Raw genomic sequence first — 20,052 nt, 5'->3', positions numbered from 1 at the left:
GATCTCATACGTTGTCGTAGACGACTTCCAGCGACGGCCGTTTCAGTGCGCCCGAGGCGCACATGTCTTCCGGCAGAGCTGGCTGGAGCTTGTAGTCGGCGCCGGTTTCGCTGGCGTCGAAGAGGCCGAGCAGGCCATCCTGATCGAGCGGTCGGGGAAGGACCGGAGGGGCTTCAGCAAGATTGATCGAGAGCGCCTCGAACAGCGGACCCCACTGGCTGTCATGGGTGCCGATGATCTGGTAGTTGGCGCTCTTGCGCCGGATGTCTTCATGCTGCGGGATCGAGGCCAGCACCGGAATGCCGACCGCTTCGGCAAAGGCCTGAGCCTCGCCCGTACCGTCGTCCTTGTTGATCACGAGGCCGGCGACGCCGACATTGCCGCCGAGATTGCGGAAGTATTTGACCGCCGAACAGACATTGTTGGCGACATAGAGCGACTGCAGGTCGTTCGAGCCGACCACCACGACCTTCTGGCACATGTCGCGAGCGATCGGCAGGCCGAAGCCGCCGCAGACCACGTCGCCGAGGAAGTCCAGCAGGACATAATCGAAGTCCCAATCATGGAAGCCGAGTTTTTCCAGGGTTTCAAAGCCATGAATGATGCCGCGGCCACCACAGCCGCGGCCGACTTCGGGTCCGCCGAGTTCCATGGCGAAGACGCCGTCGCGCTTGAAGCAGACGTCGGAGATCGAAACTTCCTGGCCGGCTTCCTTGCGGCGGGATGCCGTCTGGATGATGGTCGGGCAGGCGCGGCCACCGAAGAGCAGCGAGGTAGTGTCGCTTTTCGGGTCGCAACCGATCAGCAGGACCTTCTTGCCGAGCTGGGCCAGCATGTAGGAGAGATTGGCGAGCGTGAAGCTCTTGCCGATGCCGCCCTTGCCGTAGATCGCGATGATCTGTGTTTCCTTGGTCACCTTGCCGGCAACAGGTGCATCGGGTTCGAGCGCGGCTTCCTCGCGGAGGTTTTCCTGCAGGCGCTCCAGTCCGTCCGGTGCGAGGTCGAGGCTCATGCGGCTTTCCTCCAGTCAATGATCATTTTCAGGCAATCGGGGTCGTGGAATGCCGTCCGATAGGCTGAGGCCGCGTCGGAGGGGGCGGAATGGTGGGTGATCAGGCCGGCCAGTGAGAGGCGGCCGGTCTCGACGAGTGCGAGAACCGCCTGAACGTCCTCGGCAGTAAATTCAGCGGCGATCGCCACTGAGGCTTCCTTCATGAAGGCTGCCGGGAAGGCAAAATCGATCCGCTCGCCATAGAAGCCGGCGAGGACGAGATCGCCGCGCCGATAAAGGCGCTGGATCGCCAGGTCGACAACCGACACATCGCCACTGGCATCGATGATCACATCATGGCGGAGCGACCTGTCGATGTCGGGCGCGGTGACGGCATACCCTTCGGCGCCATCGCGACGGGACTCTTGCCTCTCCCAGACGCTGGGTGCCGGATTGCCGGTGGCAATCAGCATTCGGGCGACAAGACGGCCCAGCACGCCATGACCGACGACGAGGGACGCTGGACGAGACACACGGCAAACCGCGTGGTGAGCGGTTGCTGCAAGTGCAAGCAGCGTTGCCTCCTCTGTCTCTTTGAACCGGATCTTCACAGCACGTGCGCCCGGCAGCACGATCCGTGAGGCGGTAGCGCCAAACAATCCGGCAGCATCGGCATAACAATTGGCGCCGGGGACAAAAACCTGCTCCCCGATCGCGTGACCGGATGTTGCCCCGGCCTCGACCACCGTGCCGACGGTCTCATAGCCTGGAACGAGGGGATAGCGCATGCCTGGAAAGGCCGGCATCGTGCCTTCGAAGAGCATCTTTTCAGTGCCGCTGGAAACGCCGCTGAAAGCCGATTCCACCACGATGTCAGAGGGCTCAGCTGTGGTCAGTGCCAGGCGCCTGAGGGCGAGCTTGCGAGGTTGTTCAAAGACGATGGCTGCACTGTGCATTGTCGTGCCCTCCCCGGACACGGGATGCCCTCTGCTCCCAAATGTCATCTTAGAGTGACATGCATGGGTGTCAATCTAAATTTACACACTTGAAGATTTATAGAAGTTGCATCTCACCGAATTCCAGCAACTATGGTTGCAAGAAGCGGATTTGTGGTGGGAGCCGTCCGTACGCTGCGAAAGCCGCTGCGGAGAAGCAGATGCTGGATTTCCTGCGGCGATCTGCAGCGCCCGGACCCCATGGCCGCGAAGTAGGCGTCGAAGTAGAGCGCCGCGAGCTTGCCGCCCTCGCTTTCGCCGGCCGTGGCTTCTGCGATGATCAGCTGCGTTCCAGGGGCTAAATGGCCATGGAGGTTCGATAGGATCTGTTCTGCGCGATCGTCATCGTGATCACAAAGAATGCGGATCAACGTAACGCAGTCTGAAGTGTTTGGAATGACGTCGATGCTGAAGTCTCCGCCATGGAGTTCACTTCTGGCCGAGAGGCGGCTGTCCCGCAAATGTCTGGACGCCAGATCGGTCACTGCGGGGAGATCGAAAAGGGCAAGACGAAGATGCGGATATCGGGTGCCGACCGCAGCAAGAAACGCGCCTTCACCACCGCCAATATCGAGCAGACGTCGATACGGCCGGAAATCCCAGGAGGCGAGGATGCAATCGGCCAGCATGGCCTGACTTTCACGCATCAATGCGGAGTAGGGCGCAACCGCATCACCCCCCATCTTTGCCGGATCTTGCTCGCGGACATAAGACCAGTAACGACGAAGTTCCGTGTCCCGCGGGTCGCTGCGAAACAAGACCGAGGGATCGGCGAGATCGCGGTACAGCATCTCGTGGTGCCGGATCATTTCGCGCAAGCCTCTGTCGGCGGCAAGAACGGTCCCTGCATCGGTCAGCAACCAGTGGTCCGGTTCGATCGCCAAGACAAGGTCCAGGCGCCGTGCCTGCTTGAGCAGGCTTTGCATATGTTCGAGCGGCAGACCGCAGCGCAGTGCAAGTGCCGAGCAAGTCAGCGCCTTTTCCTCAAGGGCTTCGAACAGGCCGCATTTGACGCAGGCCAGCAAGATCTGGGCGTGCACAAAGCCGGAGGTGAGGCGGAAGAGATTGTTTGCCTTCCGATGAGAGATCGCGCTGAGCAGCGGCAGGCGGGACAACAGCGATCGGAAGCGAGGCGAGGCAATCTGGCGGTTTCGCCAAAGCCTGATCCTGATTCGCAATGCCTGGACAAACCCGGGCGCCTGGCGTGCCAGATCAGGGGCGCCAGTCAGGGGCTGTTTTGCCGGCACCGCTCGTCTGGCACCGGTATCCATCCCCGTCACGCAGCGCTTGTGGCGAGCGTTTTGGGCATCAGGCGCGTCGCTTCATTGCGGATCATCGCACGGAACCCTTCGGCTCCCGGGCAATCCGGAACGCTGTCGGCCGCCTCGACGACCAGCTGCTTGAGGCGTGCGAGCGCTGCTTCCAGACCAATGCTGGCAACAATGTTCGGCTTGCCGTTGCGGCTGTCCTGGCCTGTCGGTTTTCCGGCATCGGACTGCCCGACGGCATCGTAGAGATCGTCTGCCACCTGATAAGCCGCCCCCAGGGCATCTGCGAGGACCAGCCATTCGCGCGGATTGCCGCCGGAAGCAATTGCCCCGGTGGAGACGGCGCCGCTGAACAATGAGGCTGTCTTGGCGCGATGATAGGCAGCGATGTTGATCTGCGGTTCGCTTTCCCAGGCCTGGCCGGCGACCAGGCCGTAGGGCGTGCCGACGGCATTGGCGATTGTTGCGACGAGCGGCGCTGTCAAAAGGGGTGTCTGCTGGGTTTCTCGCGCCACTGTTTCAAAGGCGGCCACGATCAGGCCGTCCCCCACCAGAAGAGCGATTTCCTCCCCGAATTTGACATGGACGCTGGGCGCTCCCCTGCGGGTCGCGGCATTGTCGAAACAGGGCATGTCGTCGTGAACAAGCGAGGCGCAATGCAGGAGTTCGATCGCCACGGCAGCGCTGTCTGCCGCAAGGGGGGCGCGGTCGCCGCAGGCGGCGGCGACCGCGAGGCAGAGGCGGGGCCTTATGCGCGCACCACCGGGAAACACGGCGTGTCTCAGAGCTTGCGCGAGGATGGGCGGACATCCACTAGCGGTCGCGTAACGCAAGGCGCGCTGCATGCCGGCTTCTATGCGCTCGGGGAAATCCATAAGGTTCACCTCCAGTAATTGCGCAGTTGTAAAAAATATACGACCATCTAATGTGTAAATGAAAATTGACAGATTTCTCCGGTAAGTCAACTGCGCCGAGGAGGGGCCATGTCGAATTCGCAAGAGGCGTCTGCGGTGCTGGTGATCGGGGCCGGCATGGCAGGGCTTTCTGCATCCATCAGGCTGGCGGCGGCAGGCTACCGCGTGATTGTGTGCGAAGGGCAGAACGGGCCCGGCGGAAAGATGCGCAGGGTTGAGGTGGCCGGTCAGGCATTCGATGCAGGCCCAACCGTTTTGACAATGAAATGGGTCTTCGAGGCACTGTTTTCTGCCGCAGGGCGCAGGCTCGACGATGAGCTTACGCTCATTCCCTCCTCTGTCATTGCCCGGCACTACTGGCGGGGCGGGGCCTGCCTTGACCTGCATGCCGACCAGATGGAAACGATCCGGGCGATCTGCGATTTCGCCGGCAGGCGAGAGGCGGATGGCTATCGCCGTTTTGCGGCGGATAGTCGCCGTGTCTATGAGGTGCTCAAGGACAGCTTTATCGATGCGCCGCGCCCCAATCCTGTGTCGCTGTCGCGCCGGATCGGCCTTGGCCGCCCCGGCGATCTTTTTGCGATCAAGCCTTTCTCGACCCTCTGGTCTGCGCTGGGCGGGTATTTTGCCGATATCAGGCTTCGGCAACTCTTTGCGCGCTATGCGACCTATTGCGGTTCCTCGCCCTATCTTTCCCCAGCCACGCTGATGCTTGTCGCGCATGTCGAGCAGGAAGGCGTCTGGACGGTACAGGGTGGCGTCCGGGCGCTCGCTGCCCGCCTGGAGCAGGTCGCCGTCTCGCTCGGCGTCGAGTTCTGCTACGGCGATGCCGTCACCGAGATCGTGGCCGATCCGTCCCGGCGGGCTGTCGCTGCGGTCGTTACCCGCTCTGGACGCCGGATTCCAGCGCGTCAGATTGTCTATAACGGTGATGTCGCGGCCCTGCCGCGTCTCCTCGGCCTCTCGCAAGGCGGCCCAAGGAGCGAGGGGCAGCACTCCCTGTCTGCCCTCGTCTCCTGTCGGCTGGCAGAGCCGTCCGGCGCCCCGCTTGCCCACCACACGGTATTTTTCTCCGACGACTACCAGCGGGAGTTCGAGGCTATCTTCTCGCAAGGTCGGCCGCCGGCGGATCCGACGGTCTATCTCTGTGCTCAGGACCGCAATGCTGCCGGTCAACCGACGCAGCAGCATTCCGGTCCGGAGCGCATCTACACACTCATGAACCTGCCGGCGAATGGCGATCGGCACCGGCTCGACGAAAGTGAGGTCAGCGCATGTCTCAACAGCATGGATATGAGGCTCGCGATGAACGGTCTCACCCTTTCGAACCAAACAGAGCCACCGAACATCACGACGCCGGATCGCTTCGCGGACCTCTATCCGGCGACGGGCGGGGCGCTTTACGGGATGGCCTCGCACGGCTGGATGGCGTCCTTCGCCCGGCCGGGATCGCTGGGGCCGCTACGGGGGCTTTATCTGGCGGGGGGCAGCGTGCATCCGGGGCCGGGTTTGCCGATGGCGGCGATCTCGGGCCGGCTCGCAGCCGAAAGGGTGATGGCGGACCGGCCTTTGATCAGGCGGTCCCGCCCGGCGGCTATCACTGGTGGTATGTCGACGGAACGAGCGATTGTGGGCGTTTCGCCTTCACCGTGATCGCCTTCATCGGCTCGGTCTTCTCGCCCTATTATCACTGGTCGGGCCGGCGCGATCCGGAAAATCACGTGACCTTCAATGTCGCGCTTTATGGGCCGGACGGCCATGCCTGGGCGATGACGGAGCGGGGGCGCGCAGCCCTCAGCCGCGATCGCTCGTGCCTGCATATTGGCAAATCCTCGATCCGCTTCGACGGGCGGCTGATTGCGATTGCCTTTGACGAGACTTTTCTGCCGTGGCCGGGGCAACGCCTCCTGCCCAGGCGGATGCGCGGCAGAATCGAGCTTGAGCCGGCTTTTCTCGCGGATATAGCCTATGCACTCGATCCGGAGGGGCGCCATAGCTGGCAGCCCGTGGCACCGACTGGGCTGGTCAGTGTCTCCTGTGATGCAATGTCGAATGGTGGCTGGGTCGGGCAAGGCTATCACGATATGAACTTCGGCAGCCGGCCGCTCGAAGCCGATTTCGCCGGTTGGGACTGGGCACGCGGCAAAACGGCGGATGGGCGGGCGATCCTGCTTTACGATTCCATCCGGGGAAACGGTGAAAACAACCGCTTCGGGCTCACGTATTCGGAGAGCGGCGTCGTTGTGCAATTTAAGCCACCCAACCGTCAGCGCCTCAAGCGCGGTTTCTGGGGCGTGGGGGGAGGGATCGCCTGCGACGAAACGGAAAGGCCCACTTTGGCAGCGGCCTGCGAAGATACGCCCTTCTATCGTCGGTCGCTGGTCGAGACCGTGCTTTTTGGCGATCGGGTCAGGATGATGCATGAGACGCTCGATTGTCGGCGGCTCGCCATGCCAATCGTCAGGCTGATGCTTCCGTTTCGAATGCCTCGCCGGGCTTAAGCCTCTTCCGTCTCGCTGGCTGTCTTCTGAGCCGCCTCGCGGGCGCGCGCTTCGGCTTTCGCCTTCTCCTTCTTGAGATCGCGCATCTGCCAGACATAAAATGCGATGGCGAGACTGAAGACGAAGATTGCTTCGATGATGCCGAAATAGTTCTCAAACAAGGCTCGCCGCCCTTTCCCGCGCGGTCTCGCGGTGTCTGCGTGTCTCACGCTGTGCATCGCCATGGAGACGCAGCAGGATCGTGGTGACCCGCCCTATCGCCGCTTCAGTCTGGATGTTTGCCACAGGGATCGTTCCTGCCAGGCGGCTTTCGGGCTGCATCGCGCTGAGCGTCACAAGGTCGCGGGCGGCGGGATCTGTCTGGCTGTGCAGATCCCGCACGGAAGTCGCCGCAAAGCGCATATCTTCGCGCCGGGCACGGAGCAGCAGGCCGAGTTTCGTGCCAAGTCCCGTCGTCGCCCGAAGTGTCACGCTGTCATAGCCATTGGCCGCAATCGCCGTGCCGATGGCCTCATAAACAAGGGCTGCCGTACGGATGGCATGCCGACATGGTTTCGGCAGGCTCGGGATGCCGGCATGCCCCAGCCGGTAATGGCGCGCGGCGTCATCCAGCAGCCGCTTGACCACGACAGCAAGGGCCGGTGTGTGGCGCGGATTGCGCAGGAAGGCATCTGCATCAATGCCCTCTTCGGCGAGCCAGTCGAGAGGCAGGTAAAGGCGTCCGTTGCGCGCGTCTTCCCCGACATCGCGGGCGATGTTTGTCAACTGCATGGCAATGCCGAGATCGGCCGCTCGAGCAAGTGCTGCCCGATCACCGACGCCCATGACCGACGCCATCATCAGCCCGACGCTTGCGGCAACACATGTCGCGTAGGCCTTAACATCTTCGATCGTCTGGTGGCGATCACCTTCGAGATCCATGGCAAAGCCATCGAGCAGGGCCTCCACGATGGGCTTTGCGATGGCGTGATCATGCACGACCCGGGCAAAGGCCCGGTCGCAGGCGAAGGGTGCTGGATCGCCGCGATAGATGCGATCAAGGCGTTCACGCAGGCGTGTAAGCGCGGGCATGCCGCTTTTCGGATCGTCGATCAGATCGTCCGAATGGCGGCAGAAGGCGTAGAGCGCTCGGGCAGCCCGGCGTGTCTCCCGGGGAAGGAGAAGAGATGCGAGATGGAAGGATTTCGAGCCACGGCGGATGGCGGCCGAACAGGCTTTCTGGTCCTCGAAATCGCCCGAAAAGCCGTAGTTCACCAGGATCGGCCGGCGGGCGAGCGGACGTGCAAGCAGGCTGTCCAAGGATGTGCTGTCGGCAAGGGTCATAGATGCGTCTCCCCTGTCTGGCGATGCCAGGTCCCGGCCAGAAGGCGAGCTGGATCCGGCACCAGATCGGCGACGATGCGGGCCGAGGAAACGACGCCGGGCAGACCGGCACCCGGGTGGGTGCCGGCACCGCAGAGATAGAGGTTGTCGAGTTCCTCGCTTTTGTTGTGGGGACGAAACCAGGCGCTCTGGAAGAGCTTGGGTTCAAGCGCGAAGGCGGCCCCCTGCCAGGACAGCAGGCGCTCCCTGAAGTCGAGCGGTGTTGCAATGCGCGAGCTGACGATGTGGCGTGAGAGATCCGGCAGGATCGTTTCGTGCAGACGCGCCTCGATCTTCTGCCGATAGCGTTCTGCTGCTTCGCTCCAGTCGGTGCCGCTTGCAAGGTTGGGCACGGGGCTCAGCACGTAAAAGGTGTCGCAGCCGGGCGGGGCGAGCGACCGATCGCTGGCAGTCGGGCGATGCAGGTAGAGACTGAAATCCTCGGCAAGCCTGTGTTTGCGAAAGATGTCATCCAGCAGGCCGCGATAGCGTGGTCCAAACAGCATGGTGTGATGCAGGACATCGTCATAGCGCCTGTTGGTGCCGAAATACCAGACGAAGAGGCTCATGGAATAGTCTCCACGGGCAAGCTTGGCATCCGTCCAGCGCCGGCGGGGATGGCTTTTCAGAAGCGCGCCATAGGTGGTGGCTGGGTCGGCATTGGAAATGACGATGTCGGAGGACAGACGCTCGCCCGACGCGAGACGAACGCCGGTCGCTCGGCGTCCTTCCGTCTCGATCTCGCGCACCGTTTCTCGCAGCCGAATGCTGCCGCCATTTCGAGTGACCAGAGAGGCGATGCCGCGCACCAGCGCGTTGGTGCCGCCGATCGCATGATGCACGCCGTATTTACCCTCGAGATGGGCAATCAGGCAGTAGAAGGACGTGGCCGAAAAGGGATTGCCGCCGATCAGCAGCGGGTGGAAGGAAAACAGCGTCCGAAGCTTGTCGCTTCTGAAATGTTTCGAGACGACCGAATAGACCGAGCGATAACCGCCAAGCCGAACAAGCCCGGCCAGCGTCTTTGCGGTAAACAGGAGGCTGTGAAAGGGCTTGTGCGCCAACTGCTCGAAGGCCACTTCGTAGATGCGCCGGCTTTCCTCCAGGAAGCTGCGATAGCCCGCGACATCCTGCGGTTCGATAAGACCGATCTGCGCTTCCATCGCCGTACGATCGCCGGAATAGTCAAAGACCGTGCCATCGTCGAAACGGACGCGGTAGAAGGGCGTATTGGCCCTCAACTCGACGTCGTCGCTTAATTTTCCGCCGCAGTCCCGCCAGAGGTTTTCGAAAAGCCAGGGTGCCGTGATGATGGTGGGGCCCGCGTCGAAGGTGAAGCCGTCTTGCCGATGCGCATAGGCGCGACCACCGGGCTCGTCCAGCGGATCGACGATGGTGACGCGGTAGCCTTTGGCGCCGAGGAGGGCACCGGTGGCAAGCCCGCCGACGCCAGCGCCGATGATGACCGCATGCGGCCTGATATCGGCGGGATCAGGTCTTGGTTTTGCGAAGCGACCTGCAATGTTCATGCTGCATCCGCTCCATCGGGTCTCTTCTGTTCGCTGATTGCCTCGTCGATCCAGCGGGCAATGTCGGCGGCACGGCATTCATGCAGCAGGTGGCCGCCGCGGTCTGTCAGCACGAGGCGGCTGCCGGTTGCCTGGCCTGCGGCATGAACGGAGTTCTCGATCGGCACCATAGGGTCGTCCCTGGCCGCGATCAGGGTCATCGGGAAGGGCAGTCGCTGCAGCGTCGCATCGAAACGCGAGAGATCCCAGGCCGCCATCATGCCAAGCGCGCCACGGACATGGGCCGGGGAGGATAGCAGCAGGCGATAGATTGAGCGGCCTTCCTGATCGATGTCAGAGCCGGTTGCCGTGAGCAGGTTGCCGCCCAGCGGCGTAACGCGGGACATCAGCGAGAACATCGACGCTGAAAAGGGGTTGGCAAACAGCGCCTTGGCAAGGGGTGAGAACAGCGCATTGCCCCTGATCGGCAGAAAGGCGCCATTGATCCCGATCACATGGCGGGGCACGGCATTCGCGTGGCTGGCGGCAAGCGTCACAGCAATGGCTGCACCGGCGGAATGGCCAACCACGATCACGGGGCAGCGATCAAACTCTCCTAGCAGTTCCGTCAGGCTCTGGACCATGCCTGCAAGCGAGAGATCGACAGGCTCCTGCGGACGGGTAAAGCCATGGCCCGGCAGATCGGGTGCCACCACACGAAAGCGGGTGGCGAGGAGTGGCAGAAGATGCCGCCAGGAATGGGAGGCTGCACCCGTGCCGTGCAGAAGCAGGATGATGGGGGCGCTCTCAGGTCCGGAAATCTGAACATGCCAGTGGCATGACGCCGTCGTGATGAAGCGGCTTGCACTGCGGTTGGGCCAGGTGCGGCCATCCGTTTCCCAATCCAGCCCGTCCTGTGCCCTGATCATGCCTGGGCCTCCTGCATGGAGCGATCGACGAGATGCGAAATGCGCCCTGCATCGGCCCGACGCAGAATATGCAGATCAGCGCCCAGCAGACGGGAAAGGTTCGCAACGCTGTCGCGCGGGCGTCTGGCGATGTCGATGCAGATCGTCTTGAACGCATGCATCCTGCAGTTGGTCGCCAATCGTTGCACCTCCTCGGCGGCGACAGCGCGATCGGGTCTGCCATCAAGGGCAATGTTGCCGCTGCCGTCGGTCAACAGCACGAGGATAGGCGTGCTGCCGCGGCGTTCGACCGAAATCGCGAGTTCGAGGCCGGCTTTCAGCCCGGCCGCAAGCGGTGTCGGGCCTCCACCCGGCAGGGCCGCGAGTGTCCGTTTTGCTGCGGTCAGCGAGCGGGTCGGGGCAAGCAACAGCTCTGCCCCTGTGCCGTGAAAGGCGACAAGCGCCACCTCGTCGCGGCGGATGTAGCAGCGGGCAAGCAGGCTCTCGATGGCACCTTTCGTTTCGCCGAGCCGCTCCAGCGCCGTCGAGCCGGAGGCGTCGACGATGAAGATGGCAGTCGAAGGCGCGGCATGGCGCAGCCGCACATAGCGGAAGTCCTCGCGGCTAACGAAGGCGCGTGGCGAACCTGACCCGTTGGCCATCCCGCAGGGCGTTGAGGGTAAAGTTGCCGCAACAAGAGTAGCGCGCTGCGCAGCCCTGATCCTCTGGAAAGGAGCTGCGGCCCGCAGCGTCGCAACGATATCGGGTCGCGCCTGTGCATAGGGCGGTGAGAGGCCTATGCCGTAGGGGCGTCCGCGTCGCGCATTCTTGGCCAAGCTGCCGGATTTTCCCACGGATCCAGCGTTGCGAGACGGACGCTGACTGACAGATAGCCAGGGATCTGCCACCAGTGATCCGGCCTGCACTGCCGCAAGCAGGTCCGTCAGGGCATCGAGCTTGGTCGGTTGCGCTTCAGCGCTGCAGTCGTCATGGACGTCGCTGTTGGAGGTGGCCGTCTCGGAGGCGGATCCGGCATCGCCTGAGGGTGGCGGCGGTGGCTCGTTGTTCTCCGTCTCCGCGGTCGTGGATTGAGGCGCAATGCTGATGCCGAGACACAAGCGAAGGGCGGTCAGCGCATCCGCTTCTTCGACGGCCGGGCGCCCCTCATGCAGTGCAAAAAGGCGTGCCGTGCGGGCGAGGTGCGAAAGCATGCGTGGCGAGCGATGCCCCGCAAGTTCCGCCAGCGAAGCCAGACCCTTCAGCAGACGGTCATCGATGTCGATGCCGCGCCAGGCGTCGACTGTCGGTGCGCCGCGCGCCACCGAAGGAGCCTCACCGCCCACGTGATGCCAGCCGATGCCATCGAGATCGATGCGCAGGGCAAGCCTGTCGCCAAGCGTCTGGGAGAGGGCTGCCTCGTCCTCAAGTGACTCGTCGATGGCGACCAGCAGGAAGCCCGGCGAGGAGGCATCATCCATCGCCGTCGCCACCATTGCGGCCAGCGAGGGATCGAGACGCTCAGCCATCGAAACCATGAGCACGCCGCCTTGCGCCAGCGCCAAGAGACCTTGCTGGCGCTGCAGGCGGCCCGTAGCTGCCGTTGCGGCAAGATCGATCCCGCCGGTGAGGTTCAAGATCGCGCTGCCTGGTGGCAGTCGTGTCCAGCGGACATCGGGACCGAGCCGCGCCTGCAGCCGCGTGAGGAAAAGGTCGCGTACGCCACCGGCTCGCGCCTTCAGCCAGACGCCGCCAAGCGCGCTGCCGCCAAGGCCAAGCAGGTCAATGACAAGCAAGGCGTCGGCCCATGACGCAGCCCCCTTGCTGTCAAGGGCCCGTAGGAAAGCGTCGTGGGGCCCGAGCTCAGCCATGGCCGAGTCCAGGCCCGGCGTCGAGGGTGGCGAGCGCCCGCTCCACCCGGGGTGTCGACCCCGCATCATCAAGGGGATCTCGGCGCAGGCGGTGGCAGAGCACCATCGGGGCGATATCAAAGACATCGTCCCAGGTGACGGTATGGCGCCCGGCAAGTGCCGCCGCCGCCCGGCTTGCACGCATCAGGGTCAGCTCGCCGCGCATGCCGTCGATCCCGAGCCGCAGGCAGAGCTGCGACATCCGCATGACGACAGCATCCGGGATCTCGACCTGCCGCAGGATCTTGCGTGCCGCGGTGACACGTCGACCGATTGCAGCATCACGCTTGGCCCAGAGATCACAGAAGGCCAGGGGGTCGGTTTCGTAGGCGTCTCGCCGCCGGATGACCTCGATCCGCTGGGAGAGATCGTCGATGGTGCGGACATCGACCGAAAGGCCGAACCGATCCAGCAATTGCGGGCGAAGATCGCCTTCCTCCGGGTTGCCGCTGCCGACCAGCACGAAACGTGCCGCGTGGCGGATACTCAAGCCCTCGCGTTCGACGACATTGACCCCTGATGCCGCCGCATCGAGGAGAAGATCGACCAGGTGATCCTCAAGGAGGTTGATCTCGTCGATATAGAGAAAGCCGCGATTGGCGGCCGCCAGCAGGCCCGGTTCGAAATGTTTCTCCCCCGCGACGAGTGCCTTCTCGATGTCGAGCGAACCGCAAACGCGATCCTCGGTCGCCCCGAGCGGCAGGTCGATCATTGGCGCACGACGTTTCAAGATCGGCGGCGGCTTGCGACCATGGACCGGGTTACACACGGTGCAGGCGGATTGCGGCTGGGCGGGCAGGCAATTGTAGCGGCAGCCCTCACGCGTCTCGATGGCCGGCAGCAGCTCCGTCAGTGCGCGTACGGCGGTGGACTTACCCGTGCCGCGGTCGCCGAAGATCAGCACGCCGCCAAGCAGTGGCTCGACCGCGGCCATCAGGAGGGCCTTCTTCATGTCCTCCTGCGCGACGATCGCGGCAAATGGGAATGGTTTGGCCATAAATCCCCGCCTCAAGCTTGAGTGTAAAGTCAAGTTTACACTTTTTGCTGTCCGTTTGAAGAGGGTGAGGGAAATTTATGCCGGATCGATCGGCGAACTCAGCCGGCTGCGGCGAACTCGGCTTCGAAATCGATAAGCCCCAGCATGGCGGCCTGCGCATCTGCGGCCTTGCCGCGTTCGATCGCGTGCACGAGATCGCGATGCAGATGGACGAAGGGTTGAAGCTCGCCGTCCCGGGGTTCGGCCACCGCCCGCTGATAGGCAAAGGCGTGGGAGAGTTCGATCACACCGTAAAGCGCCCGCATGAAGGGATTGTGCGAGGCATCGGCGACGATGCGATGCAGTTCGAAATCGGCGAGACAGAAGTTGAGCGGCTGGTCGAGCGACATTTCCATCTGTCGGATCCAGTAATGCATCAGGCGCAGATTGTCGGCGGTGCGCCGCTCGGCTGCATGCCCGGCTGCGAGCGGTTCCAGCGCCTGGCGCGTTTCGGCAAGCCCGCGCAGGAACTCCTCGTCGGGCGGGGCCGAGAGATGCCAGGCAAGCACCTGCGGATCGAAGAGGTTCCACCGACTTTTCTTGGCGACCTTGGTGCCGACCTTCGGCCGCGCCTCCAGCAATCCCTTGGCCTCGAGCGTCTTCAGCGCCTCGCGCAGCACGGTGCGGGAGACGCCGAATTCGTCGATCAGGGCAGCATCGTTGGGCAATGTCGTGCCGATCGGGAACCGGCCCGAGATCACGCCTATGCCGATTTCATTGATCACGTGGGAGTGGAAATTCCGTGCCGCCACGCGTCCGGAAAGGGAGCGAAGCAGGCTCCCTGGTTCGCTCATGCCATGCCCTTCTTCAGGCGTTTGCGCCCGGTCTGTGCCGTGAAGACGAGCTTCTGCAGCAGGATGAACATGAAGAGAAGGATCCCGATGGCGATCTTGGTCCACCAGCTGGAGAGCGTGCCGTCGAAGACGATATAGGTCTGGACGAGGCCCTGCAGCATGACGCCGATAAGCGTGCCGAAGATGAAGCCATAGCCCCCGGTCAGCAGGGTTCCGCCTATCACCACGGCTGCAATCGAGTCAAGTTCGATGCCGACGGCGGCAAGCGGGTAACCGGCCGAGGTGTAGAGCGAATAGACGATGCCCGAGAGACCGCCGAGGAAGGAGCCAAGCGCATAGATGCCGATCGTGGTGCGGGCAACCGGAACCCCCATCAACGCCGCCGATGTCGGATTGCCGCCGATCGCATAGACGTAAGAGCCGAAGCGCGTCTTGTGTGCGATGAAACCGCAGACGAGGAAGACGAAGAGCATCAGCAGACCGATGGCGCTGAGCCGCCCGCCGCCCGGCAGCTTGTAATAGAGCGTCGAGATGAACTTGTAGAATTCGTGGTTGATCGGAATGGAATCCTGCGTCAGCACCGAGGCGAGACCGCGGGCGAGGAACATGCCGGCCAGCGTCACGATGAAGGGCGGCACGCGCAGGAAGTGGATCGCAGCGCCCATGCCGGCACCGAAGGCGGCGGAGAAGGCAAGCACGATGGCAAAGACGGCGAGCGGATGCAGCCCGAACCAGGTGATCAGCACGGCGGTGACAACGCCGGTCAACCCGATTACCGCACCGACGGAAAGGTCGATGCCGCCGGAAATGATGACGAAGGTGGCGCCGACGGCCGCAATGCCGAGAAAGGCATTGTCGGTCAGGAAATTGCCGAACACCCGCGTCGACCACATGGCCGGATACTGGAAAATACAGATGGCATAGGCAACGATGAAGATGACGGTGGTGGCAACAAGGGGACGATAACGCGGGTTCATCGGGTCTTTTCCGTAAGTCTAGACTGACCCAGACGGCGCGAGACGATCTCGCCGATGCGGTCGGATTGCAGCACCAGGATCAGGATGATCACGCCGGCCTTGACGATGAGGTTGAATTCGGGCCGGAATCCCGAAACCAGGATACCGGTATTCATCGCCTGGATGATGATGGCGCCGAGCACTGACATCGGGATCGAGAAGCGTCCGCCCATCAGCGACGTCCCGCCGATGACGACCGCGAGGATCGCGTCGAGTTCGAGCCAGAGGCCGGCATTGTTGGCGTCCGCTCCTCTGATATCGGCTGCCGCGATGACGCCGGCAATCCCGGCGCAGAAGCCGCCGAAACCATAGATCGCAAGGATCACGGTACGGCTGCTGAGGCCGGTATAGTTGGCCGCCGACAGATTGGTGCCGATGGCTTCGACGAAGAGGCCGAGCGCCGTGCGCCGCATCAGGAGATGGGCGGCGATCATCAGGACAAAGGCGATGACGGCGGGCATGGGCAGGCCGAAGAGCGAGCCTGTGCCGACGAAGATCAGGGCACGATCGGAAAAGGTGACGATCGAGCCCTCGGTAATCAGCTGCGCAAGGCCGCGCCCCGCGACCATCAGCACGAGGGTCGCGACGAAGGGCTGGATACCGAGAAAGGCAACGAGCGCGCCGTTCCAGAGGCCGCAGGCAACACCGATGGCAAGGGCTGCGGCGAGCGTCACGATGAGCGGCTGGCCGGAGACCGCGCAGGTGGCAGCAACCGCACCGGCCACCGCCATGACGGCACCGACCGAGAGATCGACACCCTTGGTGGCGATGATCGCCGTCATGCCGATGGCAAGGATCGCCACCGGCGCTCCGCGATTGAGCACATCGATCAGGCTGCCGAACAGCCTGCCATCCTGCCAGGTGACATTGAAGAAGCCGGGAAACAGCATCCAGTTGAACAGCAGGATGCCGAGAAGCGCCAGAAGCTGCGGCTTGAGGATCGAGGCGGGCGAAAATCTCTTCATGCCGGCTCTCCATGCGGCTGTTCTGCAATCGTGCGCACAATGACGGACGGCGTGATATCGGCGCCGTGCAGTTCCGCCACCATGGCCCGGTCGCGCATGACGATGACGCGCGAGGAATAGCTGACGATTTCGTCCAGTTCCGAGGATATGACGACCAGCGCCAGCCCGTCTTCGCGAAGCCGGGTGATCATGCGGACGATTTCGGCATGGGCGCCGACATCGATGCCGCGCGTCGGCTCGTCGAGGATGAGGAAGCGCGGATCGGTGGCAAGCCAGCGGGCAAGGATGACCTTCTGCTGGTTGCCGCCGGACAGAAGCTTGACCGGCAGTTCGGCCGAAGCCGTGCGGATGTCGAGCGCCTCGATGAAATTGCCGGCGATCTCAAGCTGTTCGTCGCGATTGAGCGCCCGGAACCAGCCGAGCCGGGCTTGCATGGCGATGACGATGTTCTCGCGCACCGAGAGTTCGCCAAAAATGCCGTCGATCTTGCGGTCTTCCGGACAGAAGCCGAAGCCGAGCTCGACGCCGTCACGCGGTGATGCCACGACGGCCGTCTTGCCGTCGATGGTGAGCGTGCCGCAATCCGCCTGGTCGACGCCGAACATCAGCCGCGCCATTTCCGTGCGACCGGAGCCCAGCAGGCCGGCGACGCCGATGACCTCGCCCTTGTGGATGTCGAGCGTGAAGGGGTGCACCTTGCCTGCCAGACCGAAATTGGCAAACGACATCAGCCGCTCTCCGACCGCGGCCTCTTCGCCTGCCACATCATGATGCGGGAAGACGAGATCCTTGCCGAGCATCATGCGCACCAGCTGCGTCCGGTCGATGTTGGCGATCGGCTCCGTGCCGATCAGCTTACCATTGCGCAGCACCGTCACACGGTCGGAAAGCTCGAAAACCTGGTCGAGGAAATGGGTGATGAAGACGATCGCAAGGCCGTCGGCACGCAGATTGCGAATGATTTCGAAGAGTTTTTCGACCTCATGGCGATCGAGGCTGGCGGTCGGCTCGTCGAGGATCAGCACTTTGCCGGAAAGTTCGACGGCGCGGGCGATGGCGACGATCTGCTGGATGGCCACGGAAAAGGTCGACAGTTCGGCGCGCACGTCGATATCGAGACCGTAGCGGGCGAGAATGTCACGGGCAGCCTTTGTCATCGCATTGCGGTCGACAAGGCCGAACCGCGTCGGCTGGCGGCCGATGAAGAGGTTGTCCATCACCGTCATGTTCGGCAGGAGATTGACCTCCTGGTAGACGGTGCCGATGCCAAGCGCTTGCGCCTGCTGCGGCGTGGTGAAGGAAACGGGATCGCCGTCAACCCGGATCGTGCCGCCGTCGGGAATATAGGCGCCCGTCAGGATCTTGATCAGCGTCGATTTGCCGGCACCATTTTCACCAAGAAGTGCGTGCACTTCGCCGCGCCGCAGCGAAAAATGGACGGCATCCAGTGCTGTCTGGGTGCCAAAGCGCTTGGTGATGCCCTCAGCTGCGAGCACCGCGCCATCATTTGTTGTCATGGTCTGTTGTTCCCTCGATCGCCCCGAAGGCTAGCCGCTTGAGCGGTCCAGCAAAAGTGCGGAAAAGTCCCGCCACCGGTCAGGAAGGTGGCGGGACCGCACCAGAGAGGTCAATCAGTAGCCAAGGCCCTTGCGGCGATCGTACTCGCCCTGCGGATCATCGGCAGGGGTGTAGAGCTTGGACTCGGTGATGATGAACTTCTCCGGCTGCTTTCCGTCCTTCTTGAAGGCGTCAAGCGCGTCGAAGGCCGGTCCTGCCATGTTCGGCGTCAGCTCGACCGTTGCATTGGCCTCACCGGCAACCATGGCGGCGAAGATATCCGGAACGGCGTCGATCGAGACGACGAGGATGTCAGTGCCCGGCTTCAGGCCGGCATCCTTGATCGCCTGGATGGCGCCGACGGCCATGTCGTCGTTGTGGGCGTACATGGCGCAGATGTCCTTACCGCCATTTTCGGCCTTCAGGAAGCCTTCCATGACTTCCTTGCCCTTGGAGCGAGTGAAGTCGCCGGTCTGGCTGCGGGCAATGGTAATGTTCGACTTACCGGCGATGGCTTCTTCGAAGCCCTTCTTGCGGTTGATGGCAGGGGTCGAGCCAACGGTGCCCTGAAGTTCGACGACCTTGCACGGCTTGTCGCCGACGGTCTTCGCCAGCCATTCGCCGGCAACGCGGCCTTCCTTCACCTGGTCCGATGCGACGGACGTGAGGTAGAGGTCCTGAGGCGCATCGACGCCGCGGTCGAGCAGGACGACCGGAATTTCGGCTTCCTTGGCTTCCGTCAGGACCTCTTCCCAACCGGTGGCAACCACCGGAGCAACGAGAATGGCGTCAACACCCTGGGCGATGAAGCCTCTGATAGCCTTGATCTGGTTTTCCTGTTTCTGCTGGGCATCGGCGAATTTCAGATCGATGCCGCGCTTCTCGGCCTCCATCTTGGTGACCGAGGTTTCAGCGGCGCGCCAACCGGATTCAGAGCCGATCTGCGAGAAGCCGACGGTCATGTCTGCGGCAACAGCTGAAGAGCAGCCGAGCGCGATCACGCTTGCGCCGAGCGCAAGCTTGCGAAGAAATGTCATGAATAGTCCTCCCAAAAATTGCGACACCACCTCCCTGGTGCCGCAGAAATATGTAAGCCGAAGAATTTCGACTGTAAAGCGCAAAAGTACTATTATATGTTGTGCGGTGCAGCATTTGCGATCCGGCGCGTCCTGCCGTGTTGGGCATCCAGACTTGAGAGAGCTGCTTGTTGCTCCGCGAAAGCCGGGTCTTCCTTCCTTGCAGCATCCCTATCAGCCCACGGGTGCAAGGCGCGCATCGCTGCACCGCAGGCCGCTATTTCGCAGCAAGACACCGTGCACGGAAATGGCCCGCCGCGATTGAGACGAGGCAAAGTCACCTCAGCCTTCTCATGATGTGCATGGATACGATCGGCGTTCACCGATTGCGTTTGGAAGGCTTGAATCAGGACCCGTTTGTGTTGGGGTCGACGCCACGCTGTAATTTGTCAAGGAAGAGCGGGGCACTCGCTCCCAGGTAAAACGCGGAGAGTTGGCTGGCGGCGTCCATCATTATTGCGACAGAGCCTGCGACAAACGCAAAGCTAAGCCGGAAAAGCAGAAAGGGAAATTTCTTGTATCTCGGTGGCATCGCACCACCGAGATCCGTGCACTCACGGAGCGCTGCAAGCAATTCTACTGCTATGCTGCCTAGAAAACCGAACCAAAAGAAGGTGGGGAGATTGGTTACGAAATTCCAGACGCTCAAGCGTGATCGCTCAAATGACGGCGGCCATTGCCACCGCCAAGCCGCAAGAAGGACAGGCGATGACCGACGCGACGGATCAACGCCGCCAGCCTACTGTTCTCCTTATGAGATACGCGCAGGAGCATGAGAGCGACGTTTGCGCCAACGAGGGCGACCATCACGCTCAAGTAACCTGCAAACATCAAAGCAAAGATCGGGTTGTCATCCATCTTCATACTCCCACGGTTACTACCGTGAACAAATTCTATGCCGCTCACATTAACGAGCGGTGAAGCGATATTGTTCAAGGCGTCTCCGGCAAATTCGGCCCGGCATCCGTTCGTCCCCACTACATGGGCTGTAGTAGCACGGAAATCAACGGCATTGGAAGTGTGAACTTTACTAAATGCAACCTTAACGCAGCTTCGGGCAACATTGCATTTGAAGATAACGACGCCAAATTCGACGAAAAATCGTAATTTTTGGCAAATTCGCTACATAATACCACGAGTTTCAATCGCCTACGCAGGTCCTTCATTCCTAGAAGGCGGCAAAGTACGGGCTGCAAGAGGGTGATCTCTGAGCATAATTGATGGCAACGAAAGAAAAAGGCCAGCCGCGGTGCG

General features: G+C 62.4%; 18 protein-coding genes. 2 read left to right on the top strand and 16 right to left on the bottom strand.

Annotation, left to right across the window (positions count from 1 at the left end; genetic code table 11):
- Positions 1-4: 4 nt before the first annotated feature.
- From FAA97_RS07270 to FAA97_RS07255, 4 genes are all read right to left on the bottom strand, one after another.
- Positions 5-1,012, bottom strand: coding sequence for a chlorophyllide a reductase iron protein subunit X (locus FAA97_RS07270; RefSeq protein WP_136597877.1), 1,008 nt, complete (start codon positions 1,010-1,012; stop codon positions 5-7).
- On the bottom strand, positions 1,009-1,947 hold the full coding sequence (gene bchC / locus FAA97_RS07265) for a chlorophyll synthesis pathway protein BchC (protein WP_136597876.1): 939 nt from the start codon (positions 1,945-1,947) through the stop codon (positions 1,009-1,011). The genes FAA97_RS07270 and bchC overlap by 4 nt, the downstream gene beginning before the upstream one ends.
- Before the next feature lie 113 nt (positions 1,948-2,060).
- On the bottom strand, positions 2,061-3,257 hold the full coding sequence (locus FAA97_RS07260; protein ID WP_136597875.1) for a methyltransferase: 1,197 nt from the start codon (positions 3,255-3,257) through the stop codon (positions 2,061-2,063).
- Positions 3,258-3,262: 5 nt separating this feature from the next.
- A complete protein-coding gene (locus tag FAA97_RS07255; RefSeq protein ID WP_136597874.1) occupies positions 3,263-4,129 on the bottom strand; it encodes a polyprenyl synthetase family protein in 867 nt (288 codons plus the stop codon).
- 108 nt (positions 4,130-4,237) lie between these two features.
- Here FAA97_RS07255 and crtD point away from each other — a divergent pair, with 108 nt between their 5' ends.
- Together crtD and FAA97_RS07245 are read left to right on the top strand one after the other, a co-directional pair.
- Entirely contained in the window at positions 4,238-5,821 is a 1,584-nt protein-coding gene (gene crtD, locus FAA97_RS07250) for a 1-hydroxycarotenoid 3,4-desaturase CrtD (protein WP_136597873.1), read from the top strand.
- Positions 5,818-6,669, top strand: coding sequence for a carotenoid 1,2-hydratase (locus tag FAA97_RS07245; RefSeq protein WP_136597872.1), 852 nt, complete (start codon positions 5,818-5,820; stop codon positions 6,667-6,669). Before crtD ends, FAA97_RS07245 begins: the two co-directional genes overlap by 4 nt.
- Here FAA97_RS07245 and FAA97_RS21055 read toward each other — a convergent pair.
- From FAA97_RS21055 to FAA97_RS07190, 12 genes are all read right to left on the bottom strand, one after another.
- On the bottom strand, positions 6,666-6,830 hold the full coding sequence (locus tag FAA97_RS21055) for a hypothetical protein (RefSeq protein WP_168800954.1): 165 nt from the start codon (positions 6,828-6,830) through the stop codon (positions 6,666-6,668). The genes FAA97_RS07245 and FAA97_RS21055 overlap by 4 nt on opposite strands.
- Positions 6,823-7,992, bottom strand: a complete 1,170-nt coding sequence (locus FAA97_RS07240; protein WP_136597871.1) for a phytoene/squalene synthase family protein — start codon at positions 7,990-7,992, stop codon at positions 6,823-6,825. Before FAA97_RS07240 ends, FAA97_RS21055 begins: the two co-directional genes overlap by 8 nt.
- The gene (locus FAA97_RS07235; protein WP_136597870.1) at positions 7,989-9,560 is read right to left on the bottom strand and encodes a phytoene desaturase; all 1,572 of its coding nucleotides are present in this window, start codon (positions 9,558-9,560) and stop codon (positions 7,989-7,991) included. Before FAA97_RS07235 ends, FAA97_RS07240 begins: the two co-directional genes overlap by 4 nt.
- Positions 9,557-10,468 carry an alpha/beta fold hydrolase BchO gene (gene bchO / locus FAA97_RS07230; RefSeq protein ID WP_136597869.1) on the bottom strand — a complete coding sequence of 304 codons (912 nt, stop codon included), beginning with the start codon at positions 10,466-10,468 and terminating at the stop codon, positions 9,557-9,559. The genes FAA97_RS07235 and bchO overlap by 4 nt, the downstream gene beginning before the upstream one ends.
- On the bottom strand, positions 10,465-12,315 hold the full coding sequence (locus FAA97_RS07225; RefSeq protein WP_168800953.1) for a VWA domain-containing protein: 1,851 nt from the start codon (positions 12,313-12,315) through the stop codon (positions 10,465-10,467). The genes bchO and FAA97_RS07225 overlap by 4 nt, the downstream gene beginning before the upstream one ends.
- Positions 12,308-13,351 (bottom strand): magnesium chelatase ATPase subunit I, encoded by a 1,044-nt coding sequence (gene bchI, locus FAA97_RS07220; protein WP_136597867.1) that lies wholly within the window; start codon positions 13,349-13,351, stop codon positions 12,308-12,310. The genes FAA97_RS07225 and bchI overlap by 8 nt, the downstream gene beginning before the upstream one ends.
- 98 nt (positions 13,352-13,449) lie before the next feature.
- Positions 13,450-14,184, bottom strand: coding sequence for a FadR/GntR family transcriptional regulator (locus FAA97_RS07215; RefSeq protein ID WP_136597866.1), 735 nt, complete (start codon positions 14,182-14,184; stop codon positions 13,450-13,452).
- A complete protein-coding gene (gene yjfF / locus FAA97_RS07210; protein ID WP_136597865.1) occupies positions 14,181-15,161 on the bottom strand; it encodes a galactofuranose ABC transporter, permease protein YjfF in 981 nt (326 codons plus the stop codon). The genes FAA97_RS07215 and yjfF overlap by 4 nt, the downstream gene beginning before the upstream one ends.
- The gene (locus FAA97_RS07205) at positions 15,158-16,165 is read right to left on the bottom strand and encodes an ABC transporter permease (RefSeq protein ID WP_136597864.1); all 1,008 of its coding nucleotides are present in this window, start codon (positions 16,163-16,165) and stop codon (positions 15,158-15,160) included. The genes yjfF and FAA97_RS07205 overlap by 4 nt, the downstream gene beginning before the upstream one ends.
- Positions 16,162-17,682 carry a sugar ABC transporter ATP-binding protein gene (locus FAA97_RS07200; protein ID WP_136597863.1) on the bottom strand — a complete coding sequence of 507 codons (1,521 nt, stop codon included), beginning with the start codon at positions 17,680-17,682 and terminating at the stop codon, positions 16,162-16,164. Before FAA97_RS07200 ends, FAA97_RS07205 begins: the two co-directional genes overlap by 4 nt.
- Before the next feature lie 114 nt (positions 17,683-17,796).
- Positions 17,797-18,759: a galactofuranose ABC transporter, galactofuranose-binding protein YtfQ gene (ytfQ, locus tag FAA97_RS07195; protein WP_136597862.1), complete on the bottom strand. Its 963-nt coding sequence runs from the start codon at positions 18,757-18,759 to the stop codon at positions 17,797-17,799.
- Between the two features lie 684 nt (positions 18,760-19,443).
- Positions 19,444-19,734: a hypothetical protein gene (locus tag FAA97_RS07190; RefSeq protein WP_136597861.1), complete on the bottom strand. Its 291-nt coding sequence runs from the start codon at positions 19,732-19,734 to the stop codon at positions 19,444-19,446.
- Positions 19,735-20,052 lie beyond the last annotated feature (318 nt).

The sequence above is a fragment of the Peteryoungia ipomoeae genome (assembly GCF_004912165.1).
GTDB classification, from domain to species: Bacteria; Pseudomonadota; Alphaproteobacteria; order Rhizobiales; family Rhizobiaceae; genus Allorhizobium; species Allorhizobium ipomoeae.
The sequence above is the reverse complement of the archived record's forward strand: the minus strand, read 5'-3'. Positions and strand labels throughout refer to the sequence as shown.